At 55.4% G+C, this 17568-nt stretch carries 21 protein-coding genes and 1 tRNA gene; 15 read left to right on the forward strand and 7 right to left on the reverse strand.

The genetic code is table 11. The features are described from left to right. Positions 1 to 23 precede the first annotated feature (23 nt). Positions 24 to 485: a PTS sugar transporter subunit IIA gene (locus tag BLU05_RS10215; RefSeq protein WP_091879690.1), complete on the forward strand. Its 462-nt coding sequence runs from the start codon at positions 24 to 26 to the stop codon at positions 483 to 485. A 93-nt stretch (positions 486 to 578) separates the two neighbouring features. Here BLU05_RS10215 and BLU05_RS26165 read toward each other — a convergent pair whose 3' ends face one another. The 3 genes from BLU05_RS26165 to BLU05_RS26170 form a co-directional block, all read right to left on the reverse strand. Beyond that, positions 579 to 887 carry a hypothetical protein gene (locus tag BLU05_RS26165; RefSeq protein WP_175540559.1) on the reverse strand — a complete coding sequence of 103 codons (309 nt, stop codon included), beginning with the start codon at positions 885 to 887 and terminating at the stop codon, positions 579 to 581. A gap of 83 nt (positions 888 to 970) precedes the next feature. Further along, positions 971 to 1957 (reverse strand): 4-hydroxy-tetrahydrodipicolinate synthase, encoded by a 987-nt coding sequence (gene dapA / locus BLU05_RS10225; RefSeq protein WP_091879691.1) that lies wholly within the window; start codon positions 1955 to 1957, stop codon positions 971 to 973. A 49-nt stretch (positions 1958 to 2006) separates the two neighbouring features. Further along, entirely contained in the window at positions 2007 to 2165 is a 159-nt protein-coding gene (locus BLU05_RS26170; RefSeq protein ID WP_175540560.1) for a hypothetical protein, read from the reverse strand. 318 nt (positions 2166 to 2483) lie between these two features. Here BLU05_RS26170 and BLU05_RS10230 point away from each other — a divergent pair, with 318 nt between their 5' ends. Further along, entirely contained in the window at positions 2484 to 2630 is a 147-nt protein-coding gene (locus tag BLU05_RS10230; RefSeq protein ID WP_091879693.1) for a DUF1127 domain-containing protein, read from the forward strand. 164 nt (positions 2631 to 2794) lie between these two features. Here BLU05_RS10230 and BLU05_RS10235 read toward each other — a convergent pair. Beyond that, positions 2795 to 2884, reverse strand: a tRNA-Ser gene (locus tag BLU05_RS10235). A gap of 365 nt (positions 2885 to 3249) precedes the next feature. Here BLU05_RS10235 and rplU point away from each other — a divergent pair. The 9 genes from rplU to rlmH all read left to right on the forward strand — a co-directional run bounded on the left by rplU (position 3250) and on the right by rlmH (position 10377). Next, complete coding sequence (rplU, locus tag BLU05_RS10240; protein WP_091879694.1) at positions 3250 to 3729, forward strand: 50S ribosomal protein L21; 480 nt, start codon at positions 3250 to 3252, stop codon at positions 3727 to 3729. 24 nt (positions 3730 to 3753) lie between these two features. Next, positions 3754 to 4026 (forward strand): 50S ribosomal protein L27, encoded by a 273-nt coding sequence (gene rpmA, locus BLU05_RS10245; RefSeq protein WP_091879696.1) that lies wholly within the window; start codon positions 3754 to 3756, stop codon positions 4024 to 4026. A 119-nt stretch (positions 4027 to 4145) separates the two neighbouring features. Further along, positions 4146 to 4769: a GNAT family N-acetyltransferase gene (locus BLU05_RS10250; protein ID WP_091879697.1), complete on the forward strand. Its 624-nt coding sequence runs from the start codon at positions 4146 to 4148 to the stop codon at positions 4767 to 4769. A 94-nt stretch (positions 4770 to 4863) separates the two neighbouring features. Then, a complete protein-coding gene (gene obgE / locus BLU05_RS10255) occupies positions 4864 to 5898 on the forward strand; it encodes a GTPase ObgE (protein WP_091879699.1) in 1035 nt (344 codons plus the stop codon). 199 nt (positions 5899 to 6097) lie between these two features. After that, on the forward strand, positions 6098 to 7246 hold the full coding sequence (gene proB / locus BLU05_RS10265; protein ID WP_091879702.1) for a glutamate 5-kinase: 1149 nt from the start codon (positions 6098 to 6100) through the stop codon (positions 7244 to 7246). Positions 7247 to 7249: 3 nt separating this feature from the next. Then, positions 7250 to 8533, forward strand: a complete 1284-nt coding sequence (locus BLU05_RS10270) for a glutamate-5-semialdehyde dehydrogenase (protein ID WP_091879703.1) — start codon at positions 7250 to 7252, stop codon at positions 8531 to 8533. Positions 8534 to 8589: 56 nt separating this feature from the next. Next, positions 8590 to 9186: a nicotinate-nucleotide adenylyltransferase gene (locus tag BLU05_RS10275; RefSeq protein WP_091879705.1), complete on the forward strand. Its 597-nt coding sequence runs from the start codon at positions 8590 to 8592 to the stop codon at positions 9184 to 9186. A 149-nt stretch (positions 9187 to 9335) separates the two neighbouring features. Next, the gene (rsfS, locus tag BLU05_RS10280) at positions 9336 to 9719 is read left to right on the forward strand and encodes a ribosome silencing factor (RefSeq protein WP_244518256.1); all 384 of its coding nucleotides are present in this window, start codon (positions 9336 to 9338) and stop codon (positions 9717 to 9719) included. Between the two features lie 175 nt (positions 9720 to 9894). Continuing rightward, a complete protein-coding gene (gene rlmH / locus BLU05_RS10285; RefSeq protein WP_091879708.1) occupies positions 9895 to 10377 on the forward strand; it encodes a 23S rRNA (pseudouridine(1915)-N(3))-methyltransferase RlmH in 483 nt (160 codons plus the stop codon). A gap of 53 nt (positions 10378 to 10430) precedes the next feature. Here the strand turns inward: rlmH and BLU05_RS10290 are convergent, their stop codons facing one another. Continuing rightward, complete coding sequence (locus BLU05_RS10290) at positions 10431 to 10808, reverse strand: DUF3011 domain-containing protein (RefSeq protein ID WP_091879709.1); 378 nt, start codon at positions 10806 to 10808, stop codon at positions 10431 to 10433. Between the two features lie 115 nt (positions 10809 to 10923). Beyond that, positions 10924 to 11805 carry a LysR family transcriptional regulator gene (locus tag BLU05_RS10295; RefSeq protein WP_091879711.1) on the reverse strand — a complete coding sequence of 294 codons (882 nt, stop codon included), beginning with the start codon at positions 11803 to 11805 and terminating at the stop codon, positions 10924 to 10926. A gap of 132 nt (positions 11806 to 11937) precedes the next feature. Here BLU05_RS10295 and BLU05_RS10300 point away from each other — a divergent pair, with 132 nt between their 5' ends. Next, entirely contained in the window at positions 11938 to 13434 is a 1497-nt protein-coding gene (locus tag BLU05_RS10300; protein WP_091879712.1) for a CoA-acylating methylmalonate-semialdehyde dehydrogenase, read from the forward strand. Positions 13435 to 13500: 66 nt separating this feature from the next. Here BLU05_RS10300 and BLU05_RS10305 read toward each other — a convergent pair whose 3' ends face one another. Further along, on the reverse strand, positions 13501 to 14154 hold the full coding sequence (locus BLU05_RS10305; protein ID WP_091879714.1) for a GntR family transcriptional regulator: 654 nt from the start codon (positions 14152 to 14154) through the stop codon (positions 13501 to 13503). A gap of 81 nt (positions 14155 to 14235) precedes the next feature. Between BLU05_RS10305 and BLU05_RS10310 the strand changes: the two genes are divergently transcribed. From BLU05_RS10310 to BLU05_RS10320, 3 genes are read left to right on the forward strand one after another with little or no spacing between them, the layout of a single operon-like run. Continuing rightward, positions 14236 to 15129, forward strand: a complete 894-nt coding sequence (locus BLU05_RS10310; RefSeq protein ID WP_091879715.1) for a dihydrodipicolinate synthase family protein — start codon at positions 14236 to 14238, stop codon at positions 15127 to 15129. 9 nt (positions 15130 to 15138) lie between these two features. Beyond that, complete coding sequence (locus BLU05_RS10315; RefSeq protein WP_091879717.1) at positions 15139 to 16392, forward strand: NAD(P)/FAD-dependent oxidoreductase; 1254 nt, start codon at positions 15139 to 15141, stop codon at positions 16390 to 16392. 15 nt (positions 16393 to 16407) lie between these two features. Continuing rightward, positions 16408 to 17409, forward strand: coding sequence for a 4-hydroxyproline epimerase (locus BLU05_RS10320; protein WP_091879718.1), 1002 nt, complete (start codon positions 16408 to 16410; stop codon positions 17407 to 17409). The last annotated feature ends 159 nt before the right edge of the window (positions 17410 to 17568 follow it).

The following is a 17568-nucleotide window of genomic DNA, read 5'->3' on the forward strand; positions in this document are numbered from 1 at the left end:
CCAAACTGCGCATCATAAATTGAATGAGTATTGCAATGAAGCTTGTCGACTATATCGCTCTTGAGAGCATTGTTCCTGATCTTGACGTCTCGTCCAAGAGTCAGGCTCTGCAGGCGATTTCAACCAATATATCGCCGATGATTGGCGTATCGGCGGATGTGATCGTTCATTCGCTGCAAAAACGGGAAGAACTTGGTTCCACGGGTGTTGGTGGAGGTATCGCAATTCCGCACGCCCGCATTCTTGGGATATCAAAGCCGATCGCGGCTTTTGCAAAATTAAAGAAACCTATTGATTTTGAGGCGATAGACGATTTGCCCGTCGATATTATTCTTGTGTTACTGACACCGGATCAGGCACCGGCTGAACATCTGAATGTCCTTGCATGCTTTTCCAGAAAGCTTAGGTCGCCGGATGTGCTTAAGAGGATGAGGGCGACCAGAAATGCACAAACATTATTGGATTGTCTGGTGATGGACACATAGAGCGGGCCCTGAAACAGGCGGCAGCTCCCCGTTCACTGAAAAAACTGCCTCTGTTGATGCCTCGCTTTGAAGCATGAATGCGCTCTCCTGATATCAAGCGCGTTTCCGCTGGCCGCGGTTCGCATCATGTCGATTGCGACTGGCGGTCTTTTGCTTGGACGTTTGTGCCAGATCACTCCAGGCATCGGCGAGTATAAATTCATTGTCATCTGTACAGCAGACGGCTCCCGGTACATGATCGCTTTCAGCAGTAGCAAAATGAACCGCCGCTTCCTTGTCGGCGAACAGGCCGCCGACCAGGTGTTTGCGGTCGCATACCATCCAGCATCCGTCCGGATTCTTTCCGACAAGAAAACGGCTGCTCAAGTTTGAATTGGCGTGATTCTGATAAGCATAGGCCATGATTGGTCACTTTCCGCTTGAATGGGACTCGAAGCGTTTCTGTTTTGATGATGTTATGAGGGTTGCGGAATTCGGCGTTCCACTCACAGCCGCCAGGCAAGAGGCGCTGAGAGCATTTTGGACAGACCTTCGACCGCGTTTGTTTTCACGTTGTCCTGAGGAATTTGCCCGCCAGCTGCGGGACCGCCGAGTTCGTCCAGAGCCAATCGGATCTGGAGGGCCGTTTCCCCTGATACAGGAACCAGAGGCAGGCGGAGTTCGTCGCTCATGCCGCGTCGATGCTTGAGTGCGGACTTGATGGAGCACGGATTCGTATCGAGATCGAGTGCGCTGAGGACCGGCTGCAATCTTTGCTGGATATATCTGGCAGTCGGCCAATCATTTTTTCTGCAGGCATTGTGCATAGCGACGCAGACATGCGGCAGAACATTGGCAATGACCGAAATGCTGCCGTCGCCACCTGTCAGATTGAAGGCATGCGCGGTCGCGTCATGTCCTGACAGCAGAATGAAACGGTCCTGGAATGTGTGCCGAACTTCGTCGACGCGTCTGATGTCGCCGGTCGCGTCCTTGATGCCGATGATCGAGGGTATCTGTGCAAGCCGGTCAAGGGTCTGTAGCGACAGGTCGACACCGGTTCTTGACGGAACATTGTAGATGAAGATGGGCAGTTTCACCCGCTGCGCAATCGTTTCGAAGTGATGCGCGATGCCGTTTTGGCTTGGCTTGTTGTAGTAGGGGGTGACCACAAGAGCCGCATCGGCGCCGCGTGATTCCGCTGCCGATGTGTAGGCCACCGTAAGCTCGGTGCTGTTCGTACCTGTGCCAGCAATGACAGGAACCCGTCCCTTGGATACTCTGATGGTGGTGCGGATGATCTTTAAACGTTCGTCCCAGGAAAGCGTTGGGGCTTCACCTGTGGTTCCGCAGGGCACAAGGCCCTCTATGCCTGACATAATCTGCCATTGGATATGTTCAGCGAGGGTGTCGTGATCGACAACGCCATTTTTGAACGGAGTGACGAGGGCAGTCATTATGCCCGATAATCGTGGGGGGATGGGATTGGTCATGGATTTCCTCTTTTGGACGATCTGGTGGGATCAGCGCAAATTCTGAAATTCAGATGAAGTTGTTGATGGCCGCATATATTCTCAAGGCGGCAGCGCCGGATAAAAGAGAGGCAAGTACCAGCAACGCGATCAGCGTTGGGCCGAGCTTCGATATATGGCGGGTTTCAATGGTCTGATTGTTGGCTGGCAACAAACGGTTCGACGTCATCGTCATTTCCTTGCACTCCAATTCTTTGGGTACAGGAAAGAAATACCATGGTCTCGGATAGGAATTCCATTCCGCACCAAGCGCAAAGATATCAAGAAGTTATAAAGATGGAGCCCATACGCATGGCCGCCGGTATGCGGTGCGATATTATCGAGCCCAACAGGTGGGCACTCCGTGACCAATGCGTCTGGTGCATAGGTGGAATGAGGGATTGTGACTGTTTTAAATCGATTGAAAGTCTTATGTTCCAGTCATCGAAACGACGCCGGGACCAAGCAAGGTTGCTGACGTCAGATAGCCCTCAGAAAGGGGATCATCATGAACGTAGCACGCTCTTTTAATAACTGGCTCAAGTTCCGTCAGACCGTTACTGAACTTGGCCGCATGTCCAGCCGCGAACTTCAGGATTTGGGCATCGACCGCGCCGATATCCGCAGTGTTGCCCGCGCATCGGTCGCTCGCTGATAGCGATAGACCAACCAGCCAATAACCGCTCGACGCCCGCTTTTGACGCGGGCGTTTTTGCATTGATCTGCCAGTTCATGCCGCAGCTGTTCCCCTGGCGGTAAGGCCAATTCGGCCAATCCCACTTTGATCAATGAAGGAAAATACAGGGAATTGAGTGTATATGGCGGAGAGGGAGGGATTTGAACCCCCGATGGAGTTGCCCCCATGCCGCATTTCGAGTGCGGTGCTTTCAACCACTCAGCCACCTCTCCGCGTATAAGTGCCTGCCTTAGACAGACCCTCGATGTGGCCGGGACGATAATCCCAGCCGATGCCGCGATGTCTGTTGGTTTGATCCGTAAGACTTGGCTTGAGCGTGCGACGCGCTAGATAGCGGGCAAAGCGCAAGGATACAAGAGCAATTTTGCGTTAAATTTCTTGACTCTCTTATAATCCTCACCTTATAAGCGCCCAACGACTGGCGTGGGGGATTCTCCGCGCCGTTTGTTTTTGAGTCTGGATGCCCAAATTCGCAAGGATAGAAAGCATCTTTCGATTAATATGTCACGACTGACAAAAAGACGGTTATTGCCTTTAAACCGGCAAAAAACCGAACCGAACGCCGAAAGGGCATAAAATGTTCGCAGTCATCAAAACTGGTGGTAAGCAGTATCGCGTTGCCGCCAATGACCTTCTGAAGGTCGAGAAAGTTGCCGGCAATGCCGGTGATATCGTTCAATTTGCCGAAGTTCTGATGGTTGGTGTCGGTGCAGACGCTACGATCGGTGCTCCGACCGTTGGCGGCGCGCTGGTAACAGCTGAAGTCGTCGAGCAGGGCCGGGCGCGCAAGGTTATCGCTTTCAAGAAGCGTCGCCGCCAGAACTCCAAGCGTACACGCGGTCATCGTCAGGAATTGACGACGATCCGTATTGCCGAGATCCTGACGGATGGTGCCAAGCCTACGAAGACTGCTGCTGACAAGCCTGTCAATAAGAAGCCTGCGCCTAAGACAGAAGTTGCTGCTGTAGAGGCAACCGAGACTAAAGCCGCCCCGAAAGCCAAAGCTGCGCCGAAGAAGGCTGCTGCCAAGGCCGAAAAGCCCGCTTCGGGCGAGTAAGAACAGGTTTAAAGGAGAAATCCCATGGCACACAAAAAAGCTGGTGGTTCGTCGCGCAACGGTCGTGATTCCGAATCAAAGCGCCTTGGCGTGAAGAAGTTTGGCGGCGAGCGCGTGCTTGCTGGCAACATCCTCGTTCGTCAACGCGGCACCAAATGGCATCCCGGCGTCAATGTTGGCCTCGGCAAGGATCACACACTCTTCGCACTTGAAGCCGGTGTTGTATCTTTCCGTACCAAAGCCAACGGCCGTAGTTTCGTGTCGATCGTGAACCCGATCGCCGAAGCAGCAGAATAGCTGGTCCTGCTTAAAGCACCGGCGTCCCCATCGGACCCGGTGACTGGCAACCAAGCCAAAAGATCAAAGGGAGATGGGGTTACCACCCATCTCCCTTTTCGCATCTGGAGGATAGCAAAATGGTTGCCGAATTACTGGAAGACGATGAAGACAGACTGGACCTGATAGACTGTCCGGTCTTAGTGACCGAACGCTTGGTCCTGCGCGCGCCGCACACCGAGGACGTTGACGCAATTGCCCGTCTCGCCGACAATCTTCGTGTGGCGGAAATGCTTTCCCGCATGCCCCACCCCTACACACAAGATCATGCGGTGGACTTCGTGCGCCGCGCCAATGCGGGCGAGATCGGCAAATGCGTTTACGCGATTACCTTGGCACAGTCCGGTACATTCATCGGCTGCTGCGGTATCAATTACCGCCGCAGCAAGGACCAGCGGATAAATGAGCCACGCAAGGACGAGCTTGAGATCGGCTACTGGCTGGGCGAGCCCCATTGGGGCAAGGGCTATGCGACGGAAACGGCGCATGCACTGGTTGATCTCGTGTTCCGTGCCACGCAGGTTGAAAAGCTGCATGCCTCCTGCCGGGTCTCGAACATGGGTTCGCGGCGGGTGCTCTATAAGAGCGGATTCCAGTATGCCAACACAGGCATGATGGATTCGCTTGCGGCCGGAAACGTGCCTGTCGAACGCTATATGCTGGATCGGCGGACATGGATCGGGCTTCGTAGCTGGAATGCGTAATTATGACTGGCCGCCTCAATCTCATGAGACGGCCAGTTTTCTTCTCGTGCATTTTCCTGTAATGCCTCGGGACATCAAAAAGGACTGAACTTCCATGAAATTTCTCGATCAGGCGAAAGTCTATATCCGCTCCGGCGACGGTGGTGCCGGCTCGGTATCGTTCCGTCGTGAAAAATTTCTGGAATTTGGCGGTCCCGATGGTGGTGACGGCGGACGCGGCGGCGATGTCTGGGCCGAGGCTGTAAATGGTCTCAACACGCTGATCGACTATCGTTACCAGCAGCATTTCAAAGCCAAAACAGGCATGCACGGCATGGGCCGCAACATGACCGGCGGCAAGGGCTCTGATGTTGTGCTCAAAGTTCCGATTGGAACGCAAATCTTCGAAGACGACAATGAAACGCTGATTTATGACTTTACCACTGTTGGTCAGCGCTATCGTTTGGCCAAGGGTGGCAATGGCGGTTTTGGCAATCTGCACTTCAAGACATCGACCAATCAGGCGCCGCGCCGCGCCAATCCCGGACTTGAGGGCGAAGAGCGCAATTTGTGGCTGCGGCTGAAGCTGATCGCCGATGCCGGTCTGCTGGGCAAGCCCAATGCTGGCAAGTCGACTTTCCTTGCCAGTGTGACGGCGGCTAAACCGAAAATCGCTGACTATCCGTTCACGACGTTGCATCCAAACCTTGGTGTTGCCCGCATCGATGCGCGCGAATTTGTCATTGCCGATATTCCAGGACTTATCGAAGGCGCGCATGAGGGCGTGGGCATTGGCGACCGGTTCCTTGGCCATGTGGAGCGTACGCGGGTTCTCCTGCATCTTGTTTCGGCACAGGAAGAGAATGTTGCGCAAGCCTACAAAACGGTGCGCACTGAGCTTGAGGCCTATGGTCACGGACTGGCTGACAAGCTTGAGATCGTGGCACTGAGCCAGATTGATACGCTGGATGCCGCTGCGCGCAAGAAGAAGATTGCAGCGCTGAAAAAGGCAGCCGGGCGTGAGCCGATGCTGTTGTCTGCGGTCAGTCGCGAGGGTGTTGAGCAGGTCTTGCGGGCACTATCGGCCATCATTCTGGAATCGCGTCAGTCAGAGGCCCCGGTAGAGGTCGATACCCGCTTCAAATATTGAGTAGCATGATGTTTGCGGAAGAAATCGTCTTGTGGCTTACCCCCCTCTGTCCTGTCGGACATCTCCCCCACAAGGGGGGAGATCACATTAGCATAAACGCCTTTGCACAACCGGAAACGTTTCAAATTGTGCAAAGGCAGTACAGACAGCTGATCTCCCCCCTTGTGGGGGAGATGCCCGACAGGGCAGAGGGGGGTGAATGACCACCAATACTCCTCTCAAATTGTCTGGCTATCGGCGGATCGTGGTCAAGATCGGCTCGGCCTTGCTGGTGGACCGTTCCAAGGGATTGAAGCGCGATTGGCTGGAAAGCCTTGGGAGCGATGTGGCGCGGTTAGTGCAGGCGGGTGTCGAGGTGATGATCGTCTCCTCCGGTGCCATTGCGCTGGGGCGAACTGTGCTTGGATTGCCAAAGGGCCCCTTGCGGCTGGAGGAAAGCCAAGCTGCTGCGGCTGCTGGCCAGATCGAGCTTGCCAAGGCCTATGCCGAAGTGCTGGGCCATCATCAATTGCGGGCAGGGCAAATCCTTTTGACGCTGTCCGACACGGAAGAGCGCCGCCGCTATCTCAACGCCCGTGCCACGGTGGGCACATTGCTGCGGCTCAAGGCCGTGCCCGTCATCAATGAAAATGACACGGTGGCGACGACTGAAATCCGCTATGGCGACAATGATCGTCTTGCTGCCCGTGTTGCGACGATGATGGGCGCTGATCTTCTGATCCTTTTGTCTGACATTGATGGACTTTACACTGCTCCACCACATCAGAACCCCGATGCGCAGTTTCTGCCGGTGGTCGATGCGATTACGCCTGATATTGAAGCTATGGCAGGCGCTGCCGCTTCGGAATATTCGCGCGGCGGCATGAAAACCAAGCTCGACGCGGGCAAGATTGCCAATGCGGCGGGGACGGCGATGATCATTGCGTCGGGTACGCGCATGCACCCCTTGGGCGCTATCGACGCAGGTGAGCGGTCAACATTGTTCAAACCAAGCTCAAATCCTGTCAATGCGTGGAAGACCTGGATCTCAGGCAATCTCGAACCGGCGGGGCGGCTGGTGATCGACGAGGGTGCGCTTGTCGCGCTGAAATCGGGCAAATCACTTCTGGCGGCGGGTGTACGCGAGGTGGCCGGACAGTTCACGCGCGGCGATACGGTTGCCGTGGTGGGGCCTGATGGACGCGAAGCAGCGCGCGGCCTTATTGCTTATGATGCCGGGGATGCCGTAAAGATTGCGGGGCGGAAAACCAATGAGATTGCCTCGATCCTTGGTTATGATGCCCGTTCCGCGATGATCCACCGGGATGATCTGGTTATGCGCGCAGCAAAACGTGCTGCGAAGGAGTGAAAGATGCTGGGACGAGTCGAGTCGATTGACGACGTTGCTGAACTGATGGCCGAAATTGGCCGCAGAGCCCGTGCCGCTGCCCAGCCCCTGTCGATCGCATCGCCGGAACAGAAAATGATAGCGTTGATCGCCATGGCGGACGCTGTTGATCGCCATGCCGCAGAGATTTTGCAAGCCAACAGCCGGGATATGGCCAATGGCGAAAAAGCTGGGATGGCTGTTTCGCTGCTCGATCGGCTGAAACTCGATGCTGGCCGCGTTGCCTCGATTTCGGAAAGCATCCGAACGATTGCCGCGCTCAAAGACCCGGTTGGCGATATCATTGCCGAATGGGATCGGCCCAATGGCCTGCATATCGAACGTGTACGCACGCCGCTTGGCGTTATTGGTGTGATCTATGAAAGCCGCCCGAATGTGACCGCCGATGCGGGCGCGCTTTGCCTGAAATCCGGCAATGCGGTCATCCTGCGTGGCGGGTCCGATTCTGCCCACTCATCGCGTGCGATCCATACGGCATTGATCGAAGGTCTTGAGGCGGCGGGCCTGCCTAAAGATGCCATTCAGCTTGTTCCGGTGACAGACCGCGCTGCGGTTGGTGAAATGCTCAAAGGACTGGACGGAAATCTTGATGTGATTATTCCGCGTGGTGGCCGGAGCCTTGTCGCCCGCGTGCAAGCGGAAGCGCGGGTTCCGGTCTTTGCCCATCTGGAAGGGCTCTGCCACGTCTATGTCGACGCCTCTGCCGATCTTGAAATGGCGCGCCGGATTATCGTCAATGCCAAGATGCGCCGGACCGGCGTGTGCGGTTCGGCAGAGACCCTGCTTCTGGACCGGCTGATTGCGCCGGTGCGCCTTTTGCCATTGCTGGAGGATTTGCATCAGGCGGGCTGCGAGATCCGTGGGGATGAAGGCGTCGTCGCACTTTTTGCCGAAGCGAAATCTGCGAGCGAAGAAGACTGGTCGACAGAATATCTCGATGCCATTATCTCGGTGAAACTGGTTGATGGGATCGGCGATGCTATCAAGCATATCAACCGCTACTCATCGCACCACACGGAGGCTGTCATTGCCGAGGATGTGCATGTGGTCGAGCAATTCTTCAACGAAATCGACTCGGCGATCCTGTTACATAACGCTTCGACGCAATTTGCCGATGGCGGCGAATTTGGCATGGGTGCAGAAATCGGTATTGCTACCGGCAAGATGCATGCGCGTGGTCCGGTGGGGGTTGAGCAATTGACCTCGTTCAAATACCGCGTTCGCGGTAACGGCCAGATCCGCCCGTGACATCCATTGAGGCGTTACGTCACGATTTTCCGGGGGTGAGCGCTGCGCAATTGCGCATGCCCTTCGTTGAAAAGGGGATGACCGTCGGGTTATTTGGTGGGTCATTCAATCCACCCCATGCGGGCCATGCGCTGGTGGCGGAAATTTCATTGCGCCGGCTGCAGCTTGATCAGCTCTGGTGGATTGTTACGCCGGGTAATCCGCTGAAGGACCAACGCCATCTGGCACCACTGGCCGAACGGCTTAAACTGTGCGAACGCCAAGTGCATGATCCGCGTATCAAGGTGACTGCGTTCGAGGCTGCTTATAATGTTCGCTATACGGCCGATACGCTGGCCTTGATCAAGGCGCGCAATCCGGGTGTGAATTTTGTCTGGATCATGGGTGCCGACAATCTTGCGGATTTTCACCGCTGGCAGCGCTGGCAGAAGATCGCCATGACATTCCCTATTGCCGTGATTGACCGTCCGGGTTCGACTTTGGCGTTCCTGTCATCGCGGATGGCCAAGACTTTCGACTATGCGCGGTTTGATGAAGAAGACGCGCCGCTGCTGGCGCGAGCACCCGCACCAGCATGGACTTTCATCCATGGACCACGGTCTTCCCTGTCATCGACGGCGATACGTAACGGGGCGGCAAAACGGCAGGAATGAAATCGTGAACAAAGGTTCAGTCGTCACGTCTTGAAAGTGTCATGCGACTCTGCCTATCTTAATAACGTGCAGCACGATTAAAGGCTGCGGCGCGTTGTTCTTATTGGAAAGGAAATACACTGAGAACAGCAATTCAGAAGAAGGATGCCTTGGCTCCTTCAACGGCGGAGATGAACGGTGAAACTTCCGTTTCTCTTGCCCTCCAGACAGTCCTTGCCAGTCTCGATGACTCCAAGGCTGAAAAAATTGTCCCCATCGATCTTCGTGGAAAATCTGTCATCGGCGACCATATGGTCATCGCATCGGGTCGTTCACACCGTCACGTAACGGCGGTGGCTGATCAGCTCCTGCGTGCCCTGAAGGAAAGCGGTCACAGCAATAATGCGAAGGTTGAGGGTCTTGCCAGCGGTGATTGGGTGCTGATCGACACGGGCGATATCATCATCCATATTTTCCGTCCTGAGGTGCGTGAGTTCTACAATCTTGAAAAGATGTGGCTTGCTCCCGAACTCGACGGGGAAACCGTACACTAGAATCGCGTGTGCCGTAACGGCACACGAAACCGCTCTGGTGTGAGAAAGTTCTGACGGATTGAAGCGTCCGGGCATCAAGCCATTTGTGGACGCTTTGAACGGCTTACTGGATCTGGACCGGTCATTGACCGGGGCGTTATAGTTTGCGCAGAGTGACGCAAGACTGGAGTGTGCCATGCGTATCACCGTTTTTGCCGTGGGCCGGATGAAATCTGGCCCCGAACGGGAACTGGCAGACCGCTATTTTGACCGGTTGAAAAAGACCGGTTCTCCACTCGGTCTTGAATTCAATACAGTTACGGAAATCACTGAAAGCCGCGCCCAGCAGCCGGAGCTGCGCAAGCAGGAAGAATCGGCGAAAGTGCTTGAAGCGCTTGATCAGGGCGGGGTTCTTGTCCTTCTCGACGAGCGTGGCAAAACCATGCCGTCAGAAGACTTCGCCAATGCCATTGCCCGTTTTCGCGATGATGGTAAACGGCAACTGCTTCTGGCGATTGGTGGGCCTGATGGTCATGATGCCTCGCTGCGGGCTCGTGCCGATCTTGTTTTGGCACTCGGTGCCATGACGTGGCCGCATCAGATCGTCCGTATTCTCGTGGCGGAGCAGCTGTACCGGGCGACGACTATTCTTTCAGGTCACCCTTATCACAGGGTCTAAAGGAGTTTCGCCACCTCCATAGGAGATGGCGAAAACAAGATTGGTGATTTCGATCAATAATCGTCAGGCTGGTAATAACGATCATCACCATAGTTGCGACGATCATCGCGGCGCGGATAGCGATCATCCCGCCGAGGACGATCATCCTGATCGCGCCAACGCGGACGTCCGCCACTATCGGCAAAAACAGCACCGCAACCCTTGTCTACCCAAATCCTGCCGCGGCTAAAGCCCCAGCTCTGACCGGGAATGCAAGGCGAACCGGAAAGCTGCCTGATAATACGCGGCCGGCGCATATCAGCATCGCATTCATTGTAGCGGAACTTGCGTGATTCGCACCTTACGGCGCGTTCCTGTGCCTGGGCTTCAGGCACCGTTACGAACTGCATACCCCCCAGGGTAACAGCCAAAGCTAGTAAATATCGGTACATTTTCCCTCTCCGATATGATGACAACACATGTCGAACCTACATGTGTTCAAGGCGCAATTGTGGAGTTTGTTCCACGCCGGTCAATCACATTTCTACCGTTGCTTGTTATGCTTTGTCAGGTGAAGCGTCCAGTCTCACTGTTCACCAGATCGGAAATGAAGCTGGAGACGGCTGTGATGCGCCGCAGTGTGCGCACAGATTCATGATAGGCGAGCCAATAGGAGCGGTGAATGGTGCGTTCCGGCAGCACCGGCACAAGATCGGAATATTCCCGAGCAATGAATGTATGCAGGATACCGATCCCGGCACCCGCTTTAACAGCCTCGACCTGACCGATGGCGCTGGAAATTTCAAATGCGGGACGCCAGTCGCGGGTGATTTCCGGCGCATAATTAAGCGAGGGGCTGATGACGAGATCATCGACGTAACCAACCAATCGATGCTTTGCGAGATCTTCTATGTTTTGCGGTGCTGGGTGTTCTGCGAGATATGAACGGCTGGCGTAAAGACAGAGTGTATAATCGACGAGTTTTTTCGCCACGAGACGACCCTGATCCGGTCGGTCAACGGTTATGGCGATATCCGCCTCGCGGCGCGACAATGAGAAAGAGCGGGGGACAGGAACGAGCTGGATTTTCAGGTCGGGATAGCGGGCAGTCAGGATGGCGAGGCGTGGCGCAAGAAACGATACGCCGAAGCCATCAGGCGCTCCGATACGCACCGACCCTGAAATTGACACATCCGCATCACCCAAAGAGGAGCGGATCGACAGCATTTCGGCTTCCATACGCTCCGCAGACAGAAGAAATTCCTCTCCCGCATGGGTCAATTCGCAGCCATTGGTACGGCGGGTCAAAAGCTTTGTGTTGATGTCATTCTCAAGCGCGGTCAGGCGGCGGGCGACTGTCGCATGATTGACGCCAAGTCGCTTGGCCGCTCCCAGTATTTGCCCCGAGCGCGCCACACTCAGAAAAACCCGCACATCATCCCAGTTCATGAATGAGCCTCCTCATGCAGTGGTACTTCAATTTTTGCACAACGGATACGCTTTTGCTCGGCTTGCAATAAAAATTTTGAAGCGCGATGATAGGGTAACGAAATTCAATCAATCATAGGGAGGTTGCTCGCAATGCGTGAAGTTGGACATTTTATCGGTGGCAAGCATGTTGCCGGAACAAGCGGTCGCACGACCGAGATTTTCCAGCCAATGGACGGTACCGTGCAGGGCCGTGTCGCATTGGCAACACCTGGTGAAGTGCGCGCCGCCATTGCCAATGCCAAGGCAGCGCAGCCTGCATGGGCTGCCACCAATCCGCAGCGCCGCGCGCGCGCTTTGCGCAAGTTCCTTGATCTCGTCGAAGCGGAATATGATTCCCTCGCAGAACTTCTGGCGCGCGAGCATGGCAAGACCATTCCCGATGCGAAGGGCGATATTCAGCGCGGTCTGGAAGTGGTCGAGGTTTGCCTGGGTTCAGCCCATATGCTCAAGGGTGAATTCACCGACAATGCGGGTACGGGCATTGATGTTTACTCCATGCGTCAGCCGCTTGGCGTTGTTGCCGGTATCACGCCGTTCAACTTCCCAGCGATGATTCCACTGTGGAAGGCTGGTCCGGCGATTGCTTCGGGCAATGCCTTCATCCTGAAGCCTTCCGAACGCGATCCGGGCGTGCCGATGCGTCTGGCCGAACTTTTCATTGAGGCCGGTTTGCCAGCGGGCATCTTCAACGTCATCAATGGCGACAAGGAAGCCGTCGATACCATTCTTGATGATCCTGATATCAAGGCTGTTGGCTTTGTTGGTTCAACGCCGATTGCTCAGTACATCTATTCCCGTGCGACGGCCAACGGCAAGCGCGCCCAGTGTTTTGGCGGTGCCAAGAACCACATGATCATCATGCCTGATGCGGATATGGACCAGACGGTCGACGCACTCATCGGTGCTGGTTACGGTTCGGCTGGCGAACGCTGCATGGCGATTTCCGTTGCTGTTCCGGTTGGCAAAGATACGGCAGATCGTCTCGTTGAGCGTCTTATTCCGCGCGTCGAAAGCCTGAAGGTTGGTCCATCCACCGATATGACCGCGGATTACGGTCCTGTTGTCACACAGCAGGCACTTGATCGCATCAAAGGCTATGTTGATCTCGGTATCAAGGAAGGCGCCAAGCTTGTTGTTGATGGTCGTGGCTTCAAGATGCAGGGCTATGAAAACGGCTACTATATGGGTGGCTGCCTGTTCGACCACGTAACGCCAGATATGCGCATCTATAAGGAAGAAATCTTTGGACCGGTTCTCGGCATTGTCCGCGCCGATACCTATGAAGATGCGATCCGCCTGCCGAATGAACATGAATATGGCAATGGCGTTGCGATCTTTACCCGTGACGGCGACGCCGCCCGTGACTTCGCCTCGCGTGTACAGGTCGGCATGGTCGGCATCAATGTGCCAATCCCGGTTCCGATTGCTTACTACACATTTGGCGGTTGGAAGGGTTCCGGCTTTGGTGATCTGAACCAACACGGTCCCGATGCTTTCCGCTTCTACACCAAGACCAAGACTGTCACCTCGCGTTGGCCGTCAGGCGTCAAGGATGGTGCTGAGTTCGTCATTCCGACGATGAAATAAGTCACTTTGTGACTTGATCAAATCACCGCCCGGTTCATAACCGGGCGGTTTTTGTTTGGCCCTGACTTATGGCGCCAATGTCCTGAGATAACCAATCAAGCGGCTTGCCTCATCGGCAGCCTTATCCGGTTCGCGGGTGATGATTGCGTGGATGAGAGCCGTGTGCGCGCCTGCCGATTGCTCCAGACTTCCGGGTCGCTGCAGGCGGAACCAGAAGCGGCGGCTATGGGTTTGCAGCGGGGAGGCGAGGCGGGCGGCGTAAGGATTTTCCGCAGCCTGTCCCAATACCGTATCAAAAATCTTGTCGGCGTTAAGAAAGCCAATCACATCATTACCGCTTCGAGCAGCCGTCATCGCATCGGCTGCCGCCTTGAGCCGCTCATAATGCAGGGCTGCGCCATAGAGCGCGGCACCCCGTGCAAGAACCCGCTCCACACCCTCGCGGACATCAAGAACCTTGGCGAAATCCTGCGGATTAAGCGCTGAAATGGCGATACCCGAGCGCGGGCGAATTTCCATCAGGCCTTCCCAAGCCAGTTTCTGCACCGCCTCGCGCACGGGTGTGCGACCCATATTGGTCATATCCGTCAGGGTTCGTTCATTGACGATCGCTCCCGGCTCCAGCTTCAACGTCACGATCATCTCCTCAATCTGGCGATAGGCCAGATCGGCAAGACTCTCTCCTGTTTGGGCAATGGAGTGGGCGGTGGTTTGATCCATCAGACGAACTTTCTATTCAAGGCAATTGACAGCCACATGCTCTACAGATATATTTCTGATATATCAAGAAGGAGAAGAGACATGTGGTCAGGCGTTTTCCCTGCTGTTACAACCAAATTCACTGATGATGATAAACTCGATCACAAGGAAATGGAACGTTGCTTCTCTCTCCTGATGGATGCGGGTTGCGATGGCCTCATCGTTGCGGGGTCGCTGGGCGAAGGCCCGATGCTGAGCCATGACGAAAAGCTTGAAGTGCTGAAGACCGCGCAAAACGTCGCCAAGGGCAAGCCCGTTCTTCTGACCATCAACGAAGCGGCGACACGCGATGGCGCTGCGCTGGCCAAGCGGGCCGCCAAGGCCGGTGCCGATGGGCTGATGCTGGTCCCAAGCCCGATTTATCATACCGACCCGGAAGAAACGGTCATAACGCTCAAGGCTGTTGCAGCCGCTGGTGATCTGCCTGTGATGATCTATTCCAACCGCATTGCTTACCGCGTCGACATTACCAGTGAAATTCTGGCCGAGCTTGCATCGGACAAGCATTTCGTAGCGATCAAGGAATCATCGGATGATGTGCGCCGCACGAGCGATATCATCAATGCATTCGGTACGCGTTTTGATCTCTTTACCGGCGTTGACAATCTTGCTTTCGAAGCACTGACAACCGGTGCCATCGGCTGGGTTGCCGGGCTCGTCACCGCATTCCCGAAGGAGACGGTTGCGATCTACAAGCTCATTGGTGCGGGCCGCTATGCGGAAGCGCTTGAGATTTATCGCTGGTTCCGCCCCTTGCTCGACCTTGATGTCTCCACCTATCTTGTGCAGAACATCAAATTGGCGGAAGTCCATGAAATTGGAACCAATGATCGTGTGCGCCTGCCGCGCCAGCCTCTGCGCGGTGAGCGCCGGGCTGTTGTCGACAAGATCGTCAAGGATGCGATCGCATCACGGCCAAAACTGCCTGTTCTCTGAGATCAGGCAATGAGCGCCCACTGGGACAAGCAGGATATTGTCATTATCGGTGCCGGCATTGTCGGCATCGCTATCGCGGCTTTTCTTGGCGAAGCCGGACGCAAGGTTCTGGTGATTGACCGTCAGGGCATTTGCGAAGGCACAAGCTCCGGCAATGCCGGGGCGTTGGCTTTTTCCGATATTCTGCCGATGGCGTCCAAAGGGGTCATGGGCAAGGTTCCGGGTTGGCTGATGGACCCTCTCGGGCCTTTCACCATCCGTCCTTCTTATTTGCCGAAGCTGGCGCCGTGGCTCTACCGGTTCTGGCGCGCCAGCCGTCCCGATGTATTGGAGCGAACAACCATAGCTCAGGGCGCAATGATGCGTCTTGCCGAACCTGAGATGCTTGGGTTGATGCAGCGTGCCGGTATACGGCATATGGTACGCGAAGACGGTTCGCTTGAACTCTACGAGAGCGAGCACGAACTTAATCTGTCGTTGCCCGGCTGGGCTGCGCGCGACAAAGCTGGAATAGCGTTCGAACATCTGCGTGGCGAGGCATTGGCTGAATCCCAGCCGGGCCTGTCGCCACGCTTTGTTGCGGGAACCTTCGTTCCCGGATGGAAAACAGTCAGTGATCCCCAGCATGTCGGCAAGGGTCTGTGGGCCTATGCGGAAAAACTTGGCGCGCGGTTCGAACGCGCAGATGTGGTTTCAGTTGCAGCTGATAATGCTGGCGGGGTTGTCAGGATTGCAGATGGACGGATCATCGAAGCGGACAAGCTTATCATTGCTGCGGGTGCCTGGTCGCACCGCTTGGCAAGGCATCTTGGCGACAATATTCCGCTTGATACGGAGCGTGGCTACAACACGACCCTGCCAACGGGTGCGATAGACGTCAAATGCCAGTTGATTTTTTCCGGCCATGGCTTTGTTGTGACGCCGCTCGAAACCGGTGTGCGCGTTGGCGGTGCGGTGGAACTGGGCGGACTGGACCTGCCACCCAACTACAAGCGCTCGGAAGTCATGTTGCAAAAAGCCAAAACCTTCTTGCCCGATCTTGATATCTCTGGCGGTCGCCAGTGGATGGGATATCGTCCGTCCATGCCCGATTCCCTGCCGGTGATTGGCTACGCAAAAGGAAGCAAGAATATTCTCTATGCCTTTGGTCACGGGCATCTGGGATTGACCCAGTCCGCTGCCACGGGCCGCCTCATTTGTGATCTGGTCGAGGGCCGCAGACCCGCTATCCCGATCGATCCGTTTTACCCGCAACGCTTTTAGGACTTCGAGAATATCATGGCGCGTCATTCTTTCTTTTGTGTCGATGGTCACACCTGCGGCAACCCGGTACGCCTCGTGGCGGGTGGGGGACCCAACCTGACCGGTTCAAACATGATGGAAAAGCGCGCGCATTTCCTACGTGAATTCGACTGGATTCGCACGGGTCTGATGTTTGAGCCGCGCGGGCATGATATGATGTCCGGCTCAATCCTTTATCCGCCAACCCGCGATGATTGCGACGTGGCGGTGCTGTTCATCGAAACATCGGGCTGTCTGCCCATGTGTGGCCATGGCACCATCGGTACGGTGACGATGGCCATCGAACACGGGTTGATCACGCCGAAAACGCCGGGCGTGCTGCGGCTTGATACACCTGCCGGTCTGGTGATCGCCGAATACACGCAGGAAGGCGAATATGTCACCGGCGTGCGCATTACCAATGTTCCGGCCTTTCTTTATGCAGAAGGCCTCGAAGTTGAATGCCCTGATCTTGGAACGCTGCATGTGGATGTTGCCTATGGCGGCAATTTCTATGCGATCGTCGATCCGCAGAAAAATTTCCGCGATATGGTCGATTATCGCGCGCTTGATCTCATTGGCTGGAGCCCGGTCCTGCGCGAGCGGTTGAACGAACGCTATTCGTTCCAGCATCCGGAAAAACCAGATATCAACAAGCTCAGTCACATCTTGTGGACCGGTGCGCCGACCAAGCCGGAAGCGCATGCGCGCAATGCGGTATTCTACGGCGACAAGGCGATTGACCGTTCACCCTGCGGAACCGGCACGTCAGCCCGTATGGCGCAACTGGCGGCAAAAGGAAAGTTGAAGCCCGGTGATGACTTCGTGCATGAATCAATCATTGGATCTCTGTTCCACGGCCGTGTCGAGGCAGCGACAAATGTGGGCGAACGGCAGGCAATCATACCGTCGGTTGCGGGCTGGGCACGGATGACCGGTTACAACACGATCTTCATTGATGATCGCGATCCCTTCGCTCACGGATTTGTGGTCAAGTGAGGTTGGCCAGACCCATCAGGACAATAAGGCGGGGATAGGTAATTCCGTTAAATATGAGGCATCTGCCATAAGTTTCGTCAATGATCGATGAAAATTTGGTGAAAAATTTCGCACAGAGTGTGCCAGCAAATGTGAAGCCGCTGTTTGCAGTAAAAAAGC

This window comes from Phyllobacterium sp. OV277 (assembly GCF_900104355.1).
In the GTDB taxonomy this organism is placed as follows: Bacteria; Pseudomonadota; Alphaproteobacteria; order Rhizobiales; family Rhizobiaceae; genus Phyllobacterium.